The 18,680-nt window shown below is 59.3% G+C and carries 18 protein-coding genes, 1 tRNA gene and 1 pseudogene; 3 read left to right on the forward strand and 17 right to left on the reverse strand.

Annotated features, from left to right (window positions below; translation table 11 throughout):
• Position 1: 1 nt before the first annotated feature.
• The 9 genes and pseudogenes from deoC to BLP23_RS06775 all read right to left on the reverse strand — a co-directional run bounded on the left by deoC (position 2) and on the right by BLP23_RS06775 (position 7,437).
• Positions 2 to 778: a deoxyribose-phosphate aldolase gene (gene deoC / locus BLP23_RS06740; protein ID WP_092584050.1), complete on the reverse strand. Its 777-nt coding sequence runs from the start codon at positions 776 to 778 to the stop codon at positions 2 to 4.
• Positions 771 to 1,580: a purine-nucleoside phosphorylase gene (locus BLP23_RS06745; RefSeq protein ID WP_092584051.1), complete on the reverse strand. Its 810-nt coding sequence runs from the start codon at positions 1,578 to 1,580 to the stop codon at positions 771 to 773. Before BLP23_RS06745 ends, deoC begins: the two co-directional genes overlap by 8 nt.
• Positions 1,577 to 1,966, reverse strand: a complete 390-nt coding sequence (locus BLP23_RS06750; RefSeq protein ID WP_092584052.1) for a cytidine deaminase — start codon at positions 1,964 to 1,966, stop codon at positions 1,577 to 1,579. Before BLP23_RS06750 ends, BLP23_RS06745 begins: the two co-directional genes overlap by 4 nt.
• Before the next feature lie 3 nt (positions 1,967 to 1,969).
• Entirely contained in the window at positions 1,970 to 2,941 is a 972-nt protein-coding gene (locus BLP23_RS06755; RefSeq protein ID WP_092584053.1) for an ABC transporter permease, read from the reverse strand.
• Positions 2,942 to 2,951: 10 nt separating this feature from the next.
• The gene (locus BLP23_RS06760; RefSeq protein WP_092584054.1) at positions 2,952 to 4,055 is read right to left on the reverse strand and encodes an ABC transporter permease; all 1,104 of its coding nucleotides are present in this window, start codon (positions 4,053 to 4,055) and stop codon (positions 2,952 to 2,954) included.
• Between the two features lie 7 nt (positions 4,056 to 4,062).
• Positions 4,063 to 5,574 carry an ABC transporter ATP-binding protein gene (locus BLP23_RS06765; protein WP_092584310.1) on the reverse strand — a complete coding sequence of 504 codons (1,512 nt, stop codon included), beginning with the start codon at positions 5,572 to 5,574 and terminating at the stop codon, positions 4,063 to 4,065.
• 71 nt (positions 5,575 to 5,645) lie between these two features.
• Positions 5,646 to 6,638: a BMP family lipoprotein gene (locus BLP23_RS06770; protein ID WP_092584055.1), complete on the reverse strand. Its 993-nt coding sequence runs from the start codon at positions 6,636 to 6,638 to the stop codon at positions 5,646 to 5,648.
• Between the two features lie 228 nt (positions 6,639 to 6,866).
• Positions 6,867 to 7,034 (reverse strand): annotated as a pseudogene (locus BLP23_RS33005) (peptide-methionine (S)-S-oxide reductase MsrA); the annotation flags it as partial.
• Between the two features lie 85 nt (positions 7,035 to 7,119).
• Complete coding sequence (locus tag BLP23_RS06775) at positions 7,120 to 7,437, reverse strand: hypothetical protein (protein WP_092584056.1); 318 nt, start codon at positions 7,435 to 7,437, stop codon at positions 7,120 to 7,122.
• Positions 7,438 to 7,660: 223 nt separating this feature from the next.
• On the opposite strand from BLP23_RS06775, the gene BLP23_RS06780 reads away from it, so the two are divergent.
• A tRNA-Ser gene (locus tag BLP23_RS06780) sits at positions 7,661 to 7,750 on the forward strand.
• A 42-nt stretch (positions 7,751 to 7,792) separates the two neighbouring features.
• Here BLP23_RS06780 and BLP23_RS06785 read toward each other — a convergent pair.
• Positions 7,793 to 9,031: a DUF763 domain-containing protein gene (locus tag BLP23_RS06785; protein ID WP_092584057.1), complete on the reverse strand. Its 1,239-nt coding sequence runs from the start codon at positions 9,029 to 9,031 to the stop codon at positions 7,793 to 7,795.
• Between the two features lie 115 nt (positions 9,032 to 9,146).
• Complete coding sequence (locus BLP23_RS06790; protein WP_022713293.1) at positions 9,147 to 10,187, reverse strand: glutamine synthetase beta-grasp domain-containing protein; 1,041 nt, start codon at positions 10,185 to 10,187, stop codon at positions 9,147 to 9,149.
• Positions 10,188 to 10,594: 407 nt separating this feature from the next.
• Here BLP23_RS06790 and BLP23_RS06795 point away from each other — a divergent pair, with 407 nt between their 5' ends.
• Together BLP23_RS06795 and BLP23_RS06800 are read left to right on the forward strand one after the other, a co-directional pair.
• Positions 10,595 to 10,786 carry a DUF2735 domain-containing protein gene (locus BLP23_RS06795; protein WP_092584311.1) on the forward strand — a complete coding sequence of 64 codons (192 nt, stop codon included), beginning with the start codon at positions 10,595 to 10,597 and terminating at the stop codon, positions 10,784 to 10,786.
• Positions 10,787 to 10,839: 53 nt separating this feature from the next.
• Entirely contained in the window at positions 10,840 to 11,811 is a 972-nt protein-coding gene (locus BLP23_RS06800; RefSeq protein ID WP_092584058.1) for a DUF72 domain-containing protein, read from the forward strand.
• 6 nt (positions 11,812 to 11,817) lie between these two features.
• Here BLP23_RS06800 and pncB read toward each other — a convergent pair whose 3' ends face one another.
• The 6 genes from pncB to BLP23_RS06830 all read right to left on the reverse strand — a co-directional run bounded on the left by pncB (position 11,818) and on the right by BLP23_RS06830 (position 18,590).
• On the reverse strand, positions 11,818 to 13,122 hold the full coding sequence (gene pncB / locus BLP23_RS06805) for a nicotinate phosphoribosyltransferase (protein WP_092584059.1): 1,305 nt from the start codon (positions 13,120 to 13,122) through the stop codon (positions 11,818 to 11,820).
• 165 nt (positions 13,123 to 13,287) lie between these two features.
• Complete coding sequence (locus tag BLP23_RS06810; RefSeq protein ID WP_092584060.1) at positions 13,288 to 13,656, reverse strand: flagellar basal body-associated FliL family protein; 369 nt, start codon at positions 13,654 to 13,656, stop codon at positions 13,288 to 13,290.
• A 97-nt stretch (positions 13,657 to 13,753) separates the two neighbouring features.
• A complete protein-coding gene (locus tag BLP23_RS06815) occupies positions 13,754 to 14,713 on the reverse strand; it encodes a 2-hydroxyacid dehydrogenase (protein WP_092584061.1) in 960 nt (319 codons plus the stop codon).
• Positions 14,714 to 14,722: 9 nt separating this feature from the next.
• The gene (locus tag BLP23_RS06820; RefSeq protein WP_092584062.1) at positions 14,723 to 16,360 is read right to left on the reverse strand and encodes an ABC transporter ATP-binding protein; all 1,638 of its coding nucleotides are present in this window, start codon (positions 16,358 to 16,360) and stop codon (positions 14,723 to 14,725) included.
• Positions 16,357 to 17,505: an ABC transporter permease gene (locus tag BLP23_RS06825; RefSeq protein WP_092584063.1), complete on the reverse strand. Its 1,149-nt coding sequence runs from the start codon at positions 17,503 to 17,505 to the stop codon at positions 16,357 to 16,359. Before BLP23_RS06825 ends, BLP23_RS06820 begins: the two co-directional genes overlap by 4 nt.
• Positions 17,505 to 18,590: a microcin C ABC transporter permease YejB gene (locus tag BLP23_RS06830; protein ID WP_022713284.1), complete on the reverse strand. Its 1,086-nt coding sequence runs from the start codon at positions 18,588 to 18,590 to the stop codon at positions 17,505 to 17,507. The genes BLP23_RS06825 and BLP23_RS06830 overlap by 1 nt, the downstream gene beginning before the upstream one ends.
• Between the last annotated feature and the right edge of the window lie 90 nt (positions 18,591 to 18,680).

An 18,680-nucleotide genomic window follows, 5' to 3' on the forward strand; every position in this document is an offset into this window, starting at 1 on the left:
CTCAATAGCTCGAGGCCTTGGCGGGCGCTGACTGGACGCCGCTGAGGACAGCGAGAATGTCATCGAGCAGGCCGGAGGCCCCGAAACGGAAAGTCGATGGCATAGGCCAATCCGGCGTCATGATCGTTTCGGCAAGGCTGAGATAAAGGGCGGCATCGGCGACGGAGCCAATGCCACCGGCCGGCTTGAAGCCTACCTTGCGGCCGCTGTGACGGATCGCGCGGATCATGATATCCGCAGCTTCGAGCGTCGCGTTCACGGCGACCTTGCCGGTGGATGTCTTGATGAAGTCCGCGCCCGCATCGATTGCAAGTTCGGACGCGCGGCCAATGAGGCCGGGGTCCTTGATCTCACCCGTCTCCAGGATCACTTTCAACAATACGCCACCGGTGCATTCCGCACGCACCGCCGTCACCATGTCGATTACGGCCTTTTCGTTTCCGTCGCGGAACTTGCGGTAGGGAATGACCAGATCGATCTCATCCGCACCGTCCGCAATTGCCTCCCGTGTTTCGGCGGCGACATCGGCCACCTCCATATCGCCGGTCGGGAAATTGACGACCGTTGCGATGCGGACCGGATGACCTTTGCCGAGAACCGTGCGGGCATGTGCCACGAAGCGTGGCCAGATGCAGATCGCGGCACTATTACCGTAAGGCGTCTGCGCGCGGGCGCAAAGCGTATCGATCTGCTCTTGCGTACAATCGTCCTTGAGATTGGTGAGATCAAGCAGCGACAGCGCGACAGCTGCCGTTTCCTTCTGCGAGTGACTATTCATTATCGCTTCCTCCACCCGCAATCATTTCTTTCAAGATTGCGGCGAGACGCGCGCCGCCGACGGGCGCCATGTCTTTTGTTTCTTCGTGGCTGAGTTCGGAACCCGTCATGCCAGCTCCATAATTGGTGATTACCGAAGCTGCGGCAACCCTCAAACCCAGCATTCGGGCGATGATGACCTCCGGTACGGTCGACATGCCGACGGCATCCGCACCGAGAATCCGCGCCATGCGGATTTCCGCAGGCGTTTCAAAGCTTGGTCCCGAAAACCACATATAGACGCCGTGAAAGAGCTTGATGCCAAGCTTCTCGGCCGCATTGCGCATGGACACGGAAAGGTCCCCATCATAGGCGCTCGTCATGCCGACGAAGCGGCGGTCGTTTTCTTCGCCGATCAGCGGATTCATGCCGGAATAATTTATGTGGTCGGTGATCTGCATCACCGAGCCCGGCGCCATCTCCTCACGCAGCGAGCCTGCGGAATTGGTTAGGAATAGCGATTGCACACCAAGGCCCTTCAGCACCTCGATCGGCAGCCGCATGGCGTCGGCATCGCCTTTTTCGTAATAATGGACGCGGCCCGACAGCATGATGACGGGCACGCCGCCGAGACGACCGGCGACGACCTCGCCCGCATGCCCGGAGACGGCGCTGACAGGAAAGCCCGGCAGATCCCGATAGGGAATACGCACCGCATCCGTCAGTTCGCTTACCAGCGAGCCAAGGCCGGAGCCGAGTACGATGCCGTGACGCGGTACAAGCCCACCGAGTTTGCCAACGAGCAGATCGATAGCGGCGTTCATCCGAGTTCGGTCTCGAAGCTAAAGGGAAGAAGCTCGTCCATCGTCATGGTCTTCTTCACGCCCATCTCATCGCAAAGATAAATCCTCGTATCCTTCGACGCAAATTCAGAAATCTTCTGCCGGCAGCCGCCGCAAGGCGGGCAAAGCGGCAGCTTCTCGGCGATGACCGCCATCTCGACGATTTTCTTCGCTCCGCCCATGATCATGGCGCTGATGGCCGTCGGCTCGGCACACCAACCCTGCGGGAAGGAGAGGTTTTCGATATTGGCGCCGGTATAAACCTTGCCGTCCTCTGCGCGGATCGCCGCGCCGACCGGGAACTTGGAATAAGGTGCGTGGGCAAAGGCCATGGCACTGCGGGCGGCTTCGAAAAGGTCGTGTGACATGTTTCAACGCTCCTTCGTATAGGGCACGCCACCAGCCTTCGGCGGAGTTGCAACACCGATGAATCCAGCAAGCAAGATGCAGGTGAGAATATACGGCAAAGCCTGGAATATCTGAACCGGCACTGCGCCGATCAGCGGCACCTGCTTGCCCTGCATGAAGTTCGCCAGCGCATCGAGGAAGCCGAAGAGCAGACAGGCGAACATCACCGGCACCGGTTTCCATTTCGCGAAGACCAGGGCGGCAAGGGCGATATAGCCCTTGCCAGCCGACATATCCTTGATGAAGGCCGCCGACTGCGCGATCGCCAGATAGGTGCCCGAGAAACCACAAAGAATACCGGCGCACATGACGGCACGATAGCGCAGCCAACTGACCGAGATACCGGCTGTATCGACTGCTCCGGGATTTTCGCCGACGGCGCGAAGGCGCAGCCCAAAGCGCGTCCGGTAGAGGATCCACCAGGAAAGCGGAACCGCCAGGAATGCGAGGTAGGTCAGGATGTTATTGCCGGAGATCACGTTCGAATAGAGCGGACCGATGACCGGAACCTCCCGCATCGCGCCTGCGCCCGGAAGCGTAATTGGCGAGAACCGGCTTGCAGGCGAGAGCTGCGGCGTGCGGCCGCCCTGACCGAACCAGGCCTGGCCAAGTACAATGGTGATACCGGCGATGAAGAAGTTGATGGCAACGCCCGAAATGATCTGATTGCCCCGATTGGTGATCGATGCAAAGCCATGCACCAAACTCAACGCGACAGAGCACAGGATACCCGCGACGAGACCGAGCCAGGCCGAGTCGGTGATATATGCAACGCAGGCGGCGGCAAAGGCCGCCCCCAGCATCTTGCCTTCGAGACCGATGTCGAAGACGCCGGCGCGTTCGGAAAAAAGGCCAGCAAGGGCGGTAAAGATCAGCGGGATCGACAGTCTGATCGTCGAACTCAGAACGTTGATAAGGATGTCGTAGTAATCCATCGTCCGCCCCTCACTTGGCCTTGAACTGTTGGTAGACGCGGACGAGCGCTGGGCGGAACATATATTCGAGCGCGCCTGCAAAGAGAATGACCAGCCCCTGAATCACGAGGATCATTTCGCGGGTAATGTTCGGCATCTCGAAGGAGATCCAGTCGCCGCCCTGATAGAGGATGCCGAAAAGGATCGCCGAGAAGATGATCCCGACGGGATGATTGCGTCCCATCAGCGACACGGCAATGCCGACGAAACCGGCGCCGCCGACGAACTCGACCTGCAGGCGGGCGGAAGAGCCCATGACCGGGTTCAGCGCCATCATGCCCGCCAGCGCGCCTGAGAGCAGCATAGCGATCATGACCGTGCGGGCATAGGGGATGCCTGCATAAGAGGCGGCAGTGGGGCTGACGCCGAGCGTGCGCATCTCAAATCCAAGCTTCGTTCGCCAGATGAGCAGCCAGACGAAGTAGGCGGCGACAAGGGCGATGATGAAGGAGACATTGAACGGTGCGGCTCCGAGCTTCGTACCGAAGAGGTTCATCACCCCTCCGAGCTTCGGCAACTGGCCGCCTTCGAGGAAGGTGCGCGTTTCCGGCGCCATCTTGCCGGGGACGATCAGCACGTGGACTAGCAGGTAAACCATCAGCGCCGCGCCGATGTAATTGAACATGATAGTCGTAATGACGATGTGACTGCCGCGTTTTGCCTGGAGGAAGGCCGGAATGGATGCCCAGGCGGCGCCGAAAAGGCCGGCACCGACGACGGCAACCGGCATGGTGACATACCAGGGCACGAAGCGGTCGAGCGCCAGCGCAACCAGTGCACAACCAAGACCGCCGAGATAGGCCTGACCTTCCGAGCCGATGTTGAAGAGACCGGCATGGATCGCCACCGCGACGGAAAGGCCGGTGAAAATGAAGCTTGTGGCGTAATACAGTGTGAACCCAATGCCTTCGCCGCTGCCGAGCGCACCCTCGATCAGCAAGGAAAGAGCACCAAGCGGACTCTCTCCGATCAGCCAGACGACAACGCCGGAGATCAGGAAGGCAACGATCAGGTTCAAAACCGGGATGAGACCGTAGGTGATCCAGTTTGGAAGAGAAACGGAAGCAGTGCTCATTAAGGCCTCACGCGGCAATGCCGGCCATCATCAGGCCGAGGGTCTGTTCACCGGCATCGGGCGTCTTCTCGCCGACGACATGGCCGGCAAACATGACAAGGATACGGTCTGAAAGGGCGCGGATTTCATCGAGTTCGACGGAGACGAGCAGGATCGCTTTGCCCGCGTCGCGCATCTCGATGATGCGGCGGTGGATGAATTCGATGGCGCCGATATCGACGCCGCGCGTCGGCTGGCCAATAATGAGCACGGCGGGGTCGCGCTCGATTTCGCGGGAAACCACGATTTTCTGCTGGTTGCCGCCCGAGAAATTGGCGGTCTTCAGCCGTGGGTTCGGCGGACGGATGTCGTATTTCTCGATCTTCTCCATGGCATCCTTGCGGATCGCATCGAGATCGAGTAGCGGGCCTCTGCTGTAGGCAGGCTTGCGGTGATAACCGAGAACCGAGTTCTCGTATTCCTCGAACTTCAGCACGAGCCCCATATGGTGGCGGTCTTCAGGAATATGGGCTAGGCCCAGCTCGCGCAGCCGCGCCGCGTCGGCCTTGTCGATCGGCTGGCCATCAAGGAAAATCTCGCCGGAATGCGGCTTGCGGATGCCCGCGATCGCCTCCAGCAGCTCCGACTGGCCGTTGCCCGCAACGCCTGCAATACCGACGATTTCGCCGGCCCGGACATTGAAGGAGACGTTGTCGACCATCGTCACGCCGCGATTGTCCTTGACCGTCAGGTTGCGGACTGACAGCAGCACATCGCCGGGCGTCGCCTCGCCCTTCTGGACCCGCAAAAGAACACGGCGGCCAACCATGAGCTCGGCGAGCTCTTCGACCGTCGTTTCCGCGGTCTTACGGGTCGCGACCATTTCGCCGCGGCGCATCACCGAGACGGTGTCGGTGATGGCCATGATTTCGCGCAGCTTATGCGTGATGAGGATGACGGTCTTGCCCTGATCACGCAACACCTTGAGGATGCGGAACAGGTGGTCGGCTTCAGCCGGTGTCAGGACGCCGGTCGGCTCGTCGAGGATTAAGATTTCGGCGCCGCGATACATGGCTTTGAGGATTTCGACGCGCTGCTGCAGGCCGACCGGGAGCTGCTCGATCAGCGCATCCGGATTGACCTCGAGGCCGTATTCCTTCTCCAGCCGTTTCAATTCGGCGCGAGCAGACGCAACGCCCTTTGCCAGCAGTGCGCCGCCTTCGGCCCCGAGCATGACGTTTTCCAGGACCGTGAAATTATCGACCAGCATGAAGTGCTGGTGAACCATGCCGATACCGGCAGCGATCGCTGCCTGGCTGTCGCGGATGGTCACCGGCGTGCCGTTGACGCGGATTTCCCCGGCATCGGCGTGATAAAACCCGTAGATAATCGACATCAACGTCGATTTACCAGCACCGTTTTCCCCGATGATGCCGTGGATCGTGCCCTTGGCGACGGTAAGGTTGATGTCCTTGTTTGCGTGAACGGCACCGAATTTCTTATCGATGCCCACAAGTTCAATAGCGGGCGTGTCTGTCACTGCAGGCTCCAAATACGAAAAGGGCGTATGGCGGAAAAATCTGGCCGCCATACGCCCATCTCAGTCGCGGATCACTTCGGGCAAGAGTTGTCCGTCGTGTAATCGTGAACCTTGATGGTTCCTGCGATGATGTCAGCCTTTGCCTTGTCGACGGCGGCCTGCATTTCCGGCGTGATCAGCGGCTTGTTGTTGTCGTCGATCGCAGCGCCGACGCCGTCTTCCTTGACGCCGAGAGCCTGCACGCCACCGGTGAACTTGTCGTTCTTCGTATCGATGTAGGCATTGTACACGGCGAGATCGACGCGCTTGACCATCGAGGTCAGCACGGAGCCCGGATGCAGATGGTTCTGGTTGGAATCGACGCCGATCGAAAACTTCTTGTTGTCGGCAGCCGTCTGCAGAACGCCGAGGCCGGTCGCGCCTGCAGCGGCGTAAATGACGTCGGCGCCCTGGTCGATCTGGTTTTTGGTGAGCTCGCCGCCACGAACCGGGTCGTTCCAGGCAGCACCGGTTGTGCCGGTCATGTTCTGAAAGACTTCGATGTCCGCCTTGACGGAGCGGGCGCCCTGCTCATAGCCGCATTCGAACTTGCGGATCAACGGAATATCCATGCCGCCGACGAAACCAACCTTGCCGGTCTTGGAAGCCATGCCGGCGAGAACGCCGACGAGGAACGAACCTTCTTCTTCCTTATAGACGACCGAGCGGACATTCGGCTTGTCGACGACTGAATCAACGATGATGAACTTGGTGTCCGGAAATTCGGCAGCGACCTTTTCGATTGCCGAGGTCCATGCGAAGGACACGGCTACCACCGGGTTGAAACCGCGGCTTGCGAAATTGCGGATCGCCTGCTCACCCTGTGTGTCGCCGGTCGGCTCGAAGTCGCGATAGGCTATGCCGGTTTCGGCCTTGAACTTCTCAGCGCCATTATAGGCTGCCTCGTTGAAGGACTTGTCGAACTTTCCGCCAGTGCCGTAAACCAGAGCCGGCTTGACGTCGGCAGCGAGCGCCGTCGTGGACATCGCGGCCACGGCCAGGAAAGAAAGAAGGGTTTTTTTCATAGTGCAGCCCTATTGTTGCTATTTGTCTGGGTCCTCCCGCAAGCCTTTGGCAGGCATGTCTGCGGAACCACCGGCCTCCCCCCGGAGGCCTGGCTGCGCGCATCCTTGCATGGCTAAAGGAAAAATTCACGAGAAATTTTTCGGCTGGTAAAAATTCCGCGTAGATGCTGAAAATCAGTTCAGATGGGCTGATTTTTGCGCAAAATGAGCTGATAGAATGCGATTTTACTAACCAATTGGGCAGCTCATGCCCATTCCGCCAAGACCGCGACAGCCATCCGGATTCTTCGGCAGATATTGCTTGCAATAGTTCTCGGCATAGTAGAATTCACCTGCCGGAGCGATCTCCGGGGTGATCTTCGACGCGCGGCCGGCAGATTTGAGCGCCGTCTGGAACGTGTCGCGGCACGCGCCCTGCCATGGCTAGCTGTTGCGTCGTCGCCGTGGATACGAGCCTTAAAGGTGATACGCCCAGGGCGCGTTACGCGGTAAAGCGGCCCGCCACCGGCGGCTTCTTGTAGCCGATCATCCAAAGCAGCAGCGCGATCACCAGAAAGACGGCAAAAGCAGGCTGCAGCATCAGCCATTGGAATACGAAGGCATAAAAGCGCGGGTGCACATAGTAGGAAACGGACGATTGCAGTGCCAAAAGCGACGAAGGGCTCAATTCCTGCCAGGCATCGCCCATGGGTGTCACCACGACTGCCGACGCCGCAACGGATTGAATTGAATCGATCGTTCCTGCAATCACGGCTACAGCAAGCGCGACAAGGCTAGCCAAACGCAACAAGAAACGCATCAATACCTCCGACGCCCTACCGCCGGATTTTCCGGTCAGCCGCGCCATTCTCCACCCTATCCAATAAATAATTATCTCACGGCCATAGCGCAATGCACAGCGCGGGCGGAGTTTTATCGGAAGAAGTCAAAAAACTGTTAGATTTAGGTTGATCAGCGAAAATTCATCGGTATATATCGCGCCGTTCCGACGATTTGCTCCTTTCCGGGTGCGAAACGCAAATGGACAGGTGGCCGAGTGGTTGAAGGCGCACGCCTGGAACGCGTGTGTACGTGAAAGCGTACCGAGGGTTCGAATCCCTCTCTGTCCGCCATTTCTCAATAAAAATCAAAGATTTTCTATCGTATAGGGCGCCTCAACGCTCTTCCTCCCAGCCGAAGACGCTTCTGCCGCCCCAGTCGGGTGAGTTTCGGAATTCGCCGGCGACGATCTCCTTAAGGTCTGGACCAGTGACATATCGCTCGAGCTGGCGCGACTGGTCGTCGAGACGTTTCAGCGCCTGCAGTTCCTCCTCGCGGCCGAGCCTGCCCTTCTGCACGGCCGACTTCATCATCTTGATCGTCTCGTCATAGACCTTCAGCGGGACGGGAAAGGGATGCCGGTCCTTGCCGCCGTGGGCAAGCGAGAAACGCGCGGGATCGGAGAAGCGGCAGGGCGCACCATGAACCACTTCGGCAACCATCGCCAGCGCCTGTACCGTTCGGGCTCCGACCCCGCGCACGAGCAGAAGCTGCTCAAAATCCTCCGGTCCGCGGTCGGCAGCGGCTGCAAGATTGCCGTGCAGGCGCTTCATGTTGACGTCCTTTTCGCGAACGTCGTGATGGGCGGGCATGATGAGATGCGGCAGAAGCGGCTGGTCGGGCTGCGGCGCGGGCTTTGCAATATCGAGTGCCAGAGCTGCCGCTTCGCGCAAAATACGATCCGGACCGAGCGTTGCTAGAAGATCAAGCTGCCCGGTGCGCGAACGCTCAGCACGCCTGTCGGCCAGATTGATGATACTACCCTGGCTGCGGCCCTCGATTGCCGTGTGTGGCGAATTGACGAAGCTCTCGAGACCTTCCGAGAGCCAGTGATAACGCCGCGCCTGACGCTTGTCGCCATTCATGCCTTGCTGCACCACGACCCATTTGCCGTCATCCGTGACGATGAAGCCATGGAGATAAAGATCAAAGCCATCCTGAACGGCGGCGCTGTCGACTTTCGCCACAAGCCTGCTCGCAGTCGCGAGCGCCCCGCCGTCGAAACCAACACGGTCACCGATCGCAACTAGTTCGTCCGGCGTCTTGCGGGAATGCGAACCGCGGCCACCGCAGACATGCAGGCCAAGCTCGCTTGAAAGCGGAGTGAGCCCGCGCTTGAGGGCGCCGAGCACGCTGGTGGTTATGCCTGACGAATGCCAATCCATGCCCATCACGGCACCGAAAGACTGGAACCAGAAAGGATGCGCGAGGCGCCGGAGCAGTTCGTCCCGGCCATAATGGTGCACGACTGCTTCGGTGATCACGGCGCCGAGCTTCGTCATCCGCTCGCCGAGCCACTTCGGAACTCTGCCGCCATGCAATGGGAGATCAGCGCTGCCTGCTCTTTGTGCCATGCTGCGACTATAGCGCGACCGACGGCGTGAAGGAATGTTTTCCTTGGACACGCTTCGGCAAATAAAAAACGCCGGTTGCGAGGCAACCGGCGCCCTTGGGAGGAAAGCCTGAGGCTTAGGCAGCAGCCGAAGCGAAGCCGGAGGTCGGGACTTCCGATATCGTCTTCAGGACCTGCGAAGCGATCTGGTACGGGCAGCCCTGCGAGTTCGGGCGGCGATCTTCCAGATAGCCCTTGTAGTCGTTCTTGACGAAGGAGTGCGGAACGCGGATCGACGCGCCGCGGTCGGCAACGCCATAGCTGAACTTGTTCCACGGGGCCGTTTCGTGCTTGCCGGTCAGGCGCAGATGGTTGTCCGGGCCGTAGACGTCGATGTGAGCCTGCAGGTTCTTGTCAAACTGCGCCATCAGCGCTTCGAAGTAGGCCTTGCCCCCGACTTCGCGCATAAACTTGGTCGAGAAGTTGCAATGCATGCCCGAGCCGTTCCAGTCCGTGTCACCGAGCGGCTTGCAGTGGAACTCGATGTCGATGCCGTACTTTTCGCAGAGGCGAAGAAGCAGGTAGCGAGCCATCCAGATCTGGTCGGCGGCGCGCTTGGAGCCCTTGCCGAAAATCTGGAATTCCCACTGGCCCTTGGCCACTTCGGCATTGATGCCTTCGTGGTTGATGCCAGCAGCCAGGCAGAGGTCTAGATGCTCTTCAACGATTTCGCGAGCAACGCTGCCGACGTTCTTGTAGCCGACGCCGGTGTAGTACGGGCCCTGCGGGGCCGGATAACCCTGCTCCGGGAAGCCGAGCGGACGGCCATTTTCGTAGAAGAAGTATTCCTGCTCAAAGCCGAACCAGGCGTCTTCATCATCAAGGATGGTTGCGCGGCTGTTCGACGGATGCGGAGTCACGCCGTCGGGCATCATGACTTCGCACATGACGAGAGCGCCGTTGGTACGAGCCGGGTCCGGGTAGACGGCAACAGGCTTCAGCACGCAATCGGAGCTGCGGCCTTCGGCCTGCATCGTGGAGGAACCATCAAAGCCCCAGAGCGGAAGCTGCTCAAGAGCAGGAAATGCGTCAAATTCTTTAATCTGCGTTTTGCCGCGCAGGTTCGGCGTCGGTGTGTAACCGTCGAGCCAGATGTACTCGAGCTTATACTTTGTCATTGGCCAGTCTCTCAAACGTAAGGGTGTGAGCAAATTCCGAAGCGACCGCTAAGCGCGTGCTTGATCACCACCGGATGCCAGATACCAAGCACGTGGCGTGCCAGTTTCGAGTAGGCATACGGGCTGCCATGAGACGCGCGGCAAGAATCAACCTTCAGACAATCGTCAACTTTCAACGAAAGCGAGGGTTTAGGGCCATGGAACTCATCGGCGCGCCGGACGTTTTTTTGATCTACACCTAACGCCTCAAAAAGATGCAGGCCTTGCGGGCATTTTATTCGTTTTATCAAATGCTTATGAATCCCACAGTTATTGGCGCTTTTTTAGGCGATTTGCGCAAATGATGTGCACTCTGCTACTATGAATACCCGGGCAACCGGTATGCGAAGATAATGGAAGGCAATTCGATGCCAGCAAATGTCCATCGCGAAACCGCGAAGATCTATCAGTTTCCAGTTAAATTCCGCAGGTCGGGCGAACGCTTTGGCACCCGCCAGCCGCTCGACATCGATAACGATGTCTGCGACGCCGCCTTCGATACCTGGTACCACGAAGACGCCATCCGCGAAGCTGACGAAAAGCGAAAACCGCAAGCCTGATATCTGACCGACGCGGCGGGGGAACAAGCGGCCGCGCGGTCAGTTTGTCTTTCATGGCAAGGAACGGCACCATCCGTATCGGCATATCCGGCTGGACCTATGCGCCGTGGCGCGGGGTATTTTATCCTGGGGGCCTGCCGCAGAAGCACGAATTGCATTTTGCCGCGCGCAGTTTTGCCTCCATTGAAATCAACGGCACGTTTTACGGATTGCAAAAGCCAGACGCCTTCGCGCGCTGGCGGGAGGCGACACCGGATGGCTTCGTCTTCGCCGTTAAAGGCTCACGCTACATCACGCATATGAAGCGGCTTCGCGATATCGAGACGCCGCTTGCCAATTTCATGGCGTCCGGCCTCCTGCGGCTGGGGTCAAAGCTCGGCCCCATTCTTTGGCAGTTTCCGCCGACCATGAAATTCGACGGAGAACTTTTCGCGCGATTTCTGGCAATGCTGCCGAAAGACACCGATGACGCGGCAAAGCTTGCAAAGCGGCACGATGACCGGCTGAACGGCCGTGACTGGTTGGAAAGCGATGTGCAGCAGCCGCTTCGCCACGCGCTGGAAATTCGCCACGACAGTTTCTGCGCCAAGGAATTCATCGAACTGCTGCGTGAACATCACGTAGGGCTCGTCTGCGCCGACACGGTCCAGTGGCCGCTTCTGATGGATGTCACTGCCGACTTCGTCTATTGCCGCCTTCATGGATCCGAGGAGCTTTATGTCAGCGGATACGACGATGCGGCGCTCGATGTCTGGGCCAAACGTATCGCAGCATGGGCGCGCGGACACGAGCCCGAAGATGCCAGTCGCGTGCTGCCGCCGCTCAAGAAGTCAACCAAAGGCCGTGACGTCTTTGTCTATTTCGACAATGACGTGAAGGTGCGCGCGCCGGCAGATGCACGCTCACTTGCCGAGAGGCTTGGCGTTGCCACGCCATTTTCGGAGGCTGCCATGTCAACAAGACCACGCAGAAAAAGCCGGCGGAGCGAAAAGGAGGAGGCGAGGCCGCACTGGCCTTCCCCGTAACCTGTATCAGACGAGAACCGTCTGCTCAGTGCGGTCCTCCGCGCCGAAGAATTTGAGGTAACGCTCAACCTCTGCCGGATCTCCGGTTGCCTTATGAGGATTGTCGGAGAGCTTGACCGCTGGGCGACCGTTTGCCTCGCTGACCTTGCAGACGATCGAGATTGGGTTGAGGCCGGAAATTTCGGTCGGCGCGCAGCCCGCAAAATCGTTGGTCAGGTTGGTGCCCCATCCGAAGCTCATGCGAACACGGCCCTCGAAATGCTTATAGGTATCGATGATCGCGTCGACATCGAGTCCGTCCGAGAAAATCAGCAGCTTCTGGCGCGGATCGCGGCCCATTTTCTTCCACCAATCGATGATCTTCTCGCCGCCCTCGATCGGCGGCGCACTGTCCGGGCGGAAGCCGGTCCAATCAGCGACCCACTCGGGCGCGTCGCGCAGAAAGGCCGCGGTGCCGAAGGCATCCGGCAGGACGATCAGCAGGTTGCCGCCGTAGAGCCTGTTCCAATCCCGCAGGATCTTGTAGGGCGCATTGCGCAACTCCTCGTCGGTGTCGGCAAGCGCAGCGGCCACCATCGGCAGCTCGTGGGCGTTCGTTCCTACCGCTTCCAAATCGGAATCCATAGCGAGCAAGACATTGCTTGTGCCCGTGAAAGCCGGGCCGATACCTTCCTTCAGCGCCTCAACGCACCACCGTTGCCACAGAAAGCTGTGGCGGCGGCGCGTGCCGAAATCTGAGATACGCAGGCCAGGCAATTCGCGCAGCCGCTCGACCTTTGCCCACATCTTGGCTTTGGCACGTGCATAAAGCACATCAAGGGTGAAGGGTCCGAGCGCCTTCATCGCCGAGCGCGAGCGCATCTCGTTGATAATCGCAAGCGCCGGGATTTCCCACATCGTCGTCTCTTTCCACGAGCCATGGAAATCGAGCACGTACTGGCCGTCCTTCTTTGACAGCTCGTATTCCGGCAGCTGGAAATGAGAAAGCCAGGCGAGGAACTCCGGCTCGAAAATCTGCGCACGGCCATAGAAACTGTTACCGGCGAGCCAGATCATCTCCTTCTTGGAGAGCCGCAGCGTGCGGGCATGATCGAGTTGAGCGCGCAGTTCTCCCTCGTCAATCTCTTCGGCGAGACGGACGCGCTTGGTGCGGTTGATAAGCGTGAATGTAGTGCTGACATCCGGATAAAGCTTCCAGATCATTTGCAGCATCAGAAGCTTGTAGAAATCCGTATCGATGAGGCTACGGACGATGGGATCAAGCTTCCAGGCGTGATTGTAAACGCGCCTTGCGATATCTGTCTTGGCCATGCTCCATCCCGTCCCAATCCGGTCGGGTGCCGCAAAAGGCCGGCACACGACGACCGGCTCGTGCGCCTTCTTATCGAAAAATCAGCGGGTAATGTCCAGCGCAAATAAAAACCCCGCCGCAGCAAGGCGGCAGGGCCACTTTCGATGATCGCCTTCGACTCAAGCCTATTGCGCCGGCTGAGACGGCGCTGGTGTGGCAGGCGTCACGGGCTCAGCGGTCGGTGCCGGCGGCTGCGTGTTCGGCGTTTCCGTGGGGACCGCACCGCCATTCTGCGTGGTTGGCGGCTCAGCCGGTGCCGGCGACTGGGACTGTATTTCCTGACCGGGCTGCTGTGGCGCTACTTTATCGGCTTCGCGGTTGCCCCAGATCTCGACTGGTATCCAAACAACGAATGCAAGAATGAGCGCAACGACCAGAACCATCAGGATGCGGGCGCCAGTGCGGCCCTGTTTCGCCTTCACCGCAGGGATCTGCTCTTCGGCATGCCGCTTTCCATCGGCGTTTTCCCAGCGCTTTTCCATCTGATGAGCCATCTTCGTCTCCCTTCGATGTCTCGCGGGCCGTATGCCGGCCCGTCTCAGAACTGTCGTTAGGAGCAACGGCTATGCGGCGGCATGGTTCCACCCCGCCTTAGTAGCCTGCCTTCCGATCCACCACGAACTCCAGCGGCTCCCCGCGCTCGTAGCGGGCAATCTGTGCCTCGACATGGCGGAAGAGCGCATTCTCTTCGGAGATTGCGGCATCATGCGGGGTTATGAAGACACGCTCCAAACCCCAGAGCGGATCGTTCGCCGGGAGCGGCTCGACCTCGAAGACATCGAGCGATGCGCCGCCGAGCACACCGCTTTCAATCGCCGCAACGATGTCGCGTTGCACCTGGCTCCTGCCACGGCCGGCATTGATGAAGACCGGCTTTCCGAGTGCGCCCTCCCGACGGAGCTTTGCAAACAGCTGCGCATCATAAAGGCCCGCCGTTTCCGGAGTTAGCGGCAGCAGGCCGACGAGGAAATCGGTCTTCGACAGGAAGGTATCGAGTTCGCTCGCATCGAAGGTTTCGATCCCATCAAGCCTTTTGCGGTTTCGCGACCAGCCAATGACGTTGAAGCCCATGACCTTAAGCTTGCGAACGGCATCCTGCCCCAATACCCCAAGTCCCATAACGCCAACGGTGATTTCGGCAGCTTCCGGCGGCGCCATCTGGCTCCAGATCCGATCGCGCTGATGCCGGTCATGTTCGCGCTGCTGGCGCAGATGCATCAGGCACTGCAGCACCACCCATTCGCTCATGCGCACCGTCAGGCTGCTGTCGACGAAGCGAACGATCGGCACGTCCGGCAACCCCGAAAGGTTCATGAAACTATCGACGCCGGCGCCGCCCGAGAAGATGACCTTCAAGTTCGGTGCGCGTTCGAACAGGTCGACATCCGGTTTCCACAGCAACGCATAGTCGATTGCGCTCAAATCGCGGTTTTTGGCCGCCGGATCGGCAAGGTTGATGCTGCCGCGATCCGGAAAGGCGGTTTTCAGAATACGGGCGATGCCTTCGGGGTTGAATTTCAAATCGATGAGAACGGGAGGTCTTGCGGGCATGATCTTTTTTCACTGCTGGACGGCAGGCGTCGGCACTGCCTCGATATTGAAAGCGGCTGCCATCAGCGCCTTGGTGTAGTCGTCTTTCGGCGCGCGGAAGATTTCTGCCGACGGCCCCTGCTCCACCACCTTGCCAAAACGCATGACGATGACGTCGTTGGCGAGTGCCTTGACGACCTTCAGGTCGTGGCTGATGAAGAGGTAGGCCAGATCGTGCTTCTTCTGCAGGTCGCGCAACAGATCGACGACCTGTGCTTGGACGCTCATGTCGAGCGCCGATGTCGGCTCGTCGAGCATGACGAAACGCGGCTTCAGCACCATGGCGCGGGCAATCGCGATACGCTGACGCTGGCCGCCGGAGAATTCGTGCGGATAGCGCCAGCGTGTCAGCGGGTCGAGGCCAACCTCTTCCAGCGCCCAGCAGACGCGCTGGTCCCGTTCTTCATGCGACTGCGAGCGCTCGTGGACTTTCAGCCCTTCCGCGATGATATCGCCGACCGACATGCGTGGACTGAGCGAGCCGTACGGATCCTGGAAAACGACCTGAAGCTGGTTGCGCAGCGGCCGCATCTCTGTGAACGAATAGTCCGCTATATCCTTGCCGACGAAGCTGATGCGCCCCTTGGAGGAAATCAGCCGGGTGAGCGCCAGGCCAAGCGTCGTCTTGCCCGAGCCGGATTCGCCGACAACCCCGAGCGTCTGGCCGGCGCGCAGCGAGAGATCGATGCCGTCGACGGCCTTCACATGGTCAACGACCCTGCGCATCAATCCGGCCTTGATCGGGAACCAGACCCGGATATCGGAGCCCTCCATCACCAACGGCTTGGACGGATCGGCAACAGGTGGCTCGCCGCGCGGCTCCGCGGCGAGCAGATGGCGCGTGTAGTCATGCTTCGGATTGCTGAAGACCTCTTCGACCGTGCCCGTCTCGACAATCCTGCCTTTGGTCATGACGCAGACGCGATCAGCAAATTTTCGGACAATACCGAGATCATGGGTGATGAAGAGCAGCGACATGCCATGCGCGCCTTTCAGCTTGCGCAGCAGGTCCAATATCTGTGCCTGGACCGTGACATCGAGCGCCGTCGTCGGCTCGTCGGCGATCAGCAGTTCGGGCCGGTTGGCGAGTGCCATCGCGATCATGACGCGCTGGCGCTGGCCGCCAGAGAGCTCGTGCGGATAGGCTTTCAGCCGTTTTTCCGGCTCGCGGATGCCGACTTGGTTCAAGAGTTCCAGCACCCGCGTGCGGGCCGCCTGGCCCGTCACGCCCTGGTGCAGATCGAGGATTTCGGCGATCTGCTTCTCGATCGTGTGAAGCGGATTGAGCGAGGTCATCGGTTCTTGGAAGATCATCGTGATGTCGTTGCCGCGCACCTCGCGCAGCGCCTTCTCCGATGCCTTGAGCAAATCCTTGCCCTTGAAGACGATTTCGCCGGTCGGATGGCTTGCTGCAGGATAAGGCAAAAGCCGCAGGATGGAATTTGCGGAGACGGACTTGCCCGACCCGGATTCGCCGACCAGCGCGACGACCTCGCCTTTCTTGATGTCGAAGGAGATGCGGTCGACAGCCAGCGATGTTTCACCGCTTTGATGGAAGGCGACGGAAAGATCGCGGACGGAGAGAAGAGGTTCAGGCATCTGGCTCATGCGAAGGTCTTTCTCGGATCAAACGCGTCGCGCACGGCCTCGCCGATGAAGATCAGCAGGGAAAGCATGATCGACATCGTGAAGAAGGCTGCCAGCCCCAGCCATGGCGCCTGAAGATTGGCCTTGCCCTGCGCGATCATCTCGCCGAGCGATGGCGAGCCGGGCGGCATGCCGAAGCCCAGGAAGTCGAGCGAAGTGAGCGTCGTGATCGAGCCGGACAGGATGAAGGGCAGAAACGTCAGGGTCGCCACCATGGCGTTCGGCAGCATATGGCGCCACATGATCGTCCGGTTATTGACACCGAGCGCGCGGGCGGCACGGACATATTCGAAGTTGCGGGCGCGCAGGAACTCCGCGCGCACGACACCGACGAACCCCACCCAGGAGAAAAGCAGCATGATGCCGAGCAGTACAAAAAAGCCCGGTGGCAGGATCGCGGCGATGATCAGCAAGATGTAGAGCACAGGCATCGACGACCATATCTCGATAAGGCGCTGCAGAAGCAGGTCCGTCCAACCGCCGAAATACCCTTGCACGGCGCCGGCCGTCACGCCGACAATTGCCGAGCAGATGGTCAATGCCAGGCCGAAGAGCACGGAAACGCGAAAACCGTAGATGATACGTGCCAGCACGTCGCGCGCCTGATCGTCGGTTCCAAGCCAGTTGAGATTGCCGTAGTTGCAATTGGGGTCGTTGACGCCTTGCGGATAGCCCGAGCAGCGCTCCTCCTTGCTCATCAGCCAGAACGGCGGCGTCGGCGCGGAATGCGGGATGTTGGAATTCACCGACCGATATGAATAGTGGATCGGCGGCCAGATCATCCAGCCATTGGCTTTAATCTCATCGGCGATCACATCCGAGCGGTAATCCGTTTCCGCCAGGAAGCCGCCGAACTTTTCCTCCGGATAATCCACCAGCACCGGAAACAGGATTTCACCCTTGTAGGACGCGATGATCGGCTTGTCGTTGGCGATGAATTCCGAAAACAGCGTCAGGACGAACAGCGCCATGAACAGCCAGAACGACCAGTAGCCGCGCCGGTTTGCCTTGAAATTCCGCCAGCGGCGAATGTTCGTTGGGGAAAGCAGGCCCTTGCGCGGTGGCTTGACCGGCGTGACGGGCGTCGGATTGGCAGCTGCATCCATCAGACATCCCTCCGCTCGAAATCGATACGTGGATCGATCCAGGTATAGATCAGGTCCGAGAGCAGGCTGACGAAAAGGCCGAGCAGCGAGAAGATGTAGAGCGTCGCAAAGACGATCGGGTAATCGCGGTTGACGACCGAGAGATAGCCGAGGCGGCCGAGTCCGTCGAGCGAGAAGATATTTTCGATCAGCAGCGAGCCGGTGAAGAAGGCGGAAATGAAGGCACCCGGAAAACTGGCGATGACGATCAGCATGGCATTGCGGAAGACATGACCGTAGAGCACCTGCCGCTCATTCAACCCTTTGGCGCGGGCCGTCGTGACATATTGCTTCTTGATCTCCTCGATGAAGGAATTCTTCGTCAGCAGCGTCGTCGTCGCAAAGGCGGAAAGCGAGAGCGAGATCAGCGGTAGCGTCAGGTGCCAGAAATAATCGAGCGGCTTCTGCCACCAGGCGAGCTGGTCGAAATTATCCGATACCAATCCGCGAAGCGGAAACCAGTTGTAGAACGAGCCGCCGGCGAAAAGCACGATCAAGAGGATGCCGAACAAGAAGCTCGGCACGGCGTAACCGATGATAATGGCACCGGATGTCCATACGTCGAAGGTCGAACCATCCTTCACCGCCTTGCGGATGCCGAGCGGAATGGAGATGGCATATGAGAAAATCATGATCCAGATGCCGAGCGAAACCGAAACCGGCAGCTTTTCCTTGATGAGATCGAGCACCGAGGTATTGCGGAAGAAGCTCTCGCCGAAATCGAAACGGATGTAATTCCACATCATTTCCAGAAAGCGCGTCAGTGGCGGCTTGTCGAAGCCGAACTGCTTCTCGAGCTTGGCGATCAGTTCCGGATCGAGGCCCTGGGCACCGCGGTAGCTGGAGCCGCTGTCATCAAACTGCTGTGCGAGATCGCCGCCGCCGGAAATCCTTTGGTCGGCACTATCCGCCTGACCTGTCAGCTGCGCGATGACCTGTTCAACAGGGCCACCCGGCGCAAACTGAATGACGGTAAAGGAAATTGCCATGATGCCGACAATCGTCGGTATCATCAAAAGCAGGCGTCGAAGAATGTATGCTCCCATCAGCGCTTGCCAGTCCCGCGGGCGATCACCGTCTTACGGCGTCCAAGCTTCCCCAATGCGATCTTCCTTTCAATCATTCTGTCGCGAACC

It is taken from the genome of Rhizobium mongolense subsp. loessense, from assembly GCF_900099775.1.
Classification (GTDB): Bacteria; Pseudomonadota; Alphaproteobacteria; order Rhizobiales; family Rhizobiaceae; genus Rhizobium; species Rhizobium loessense.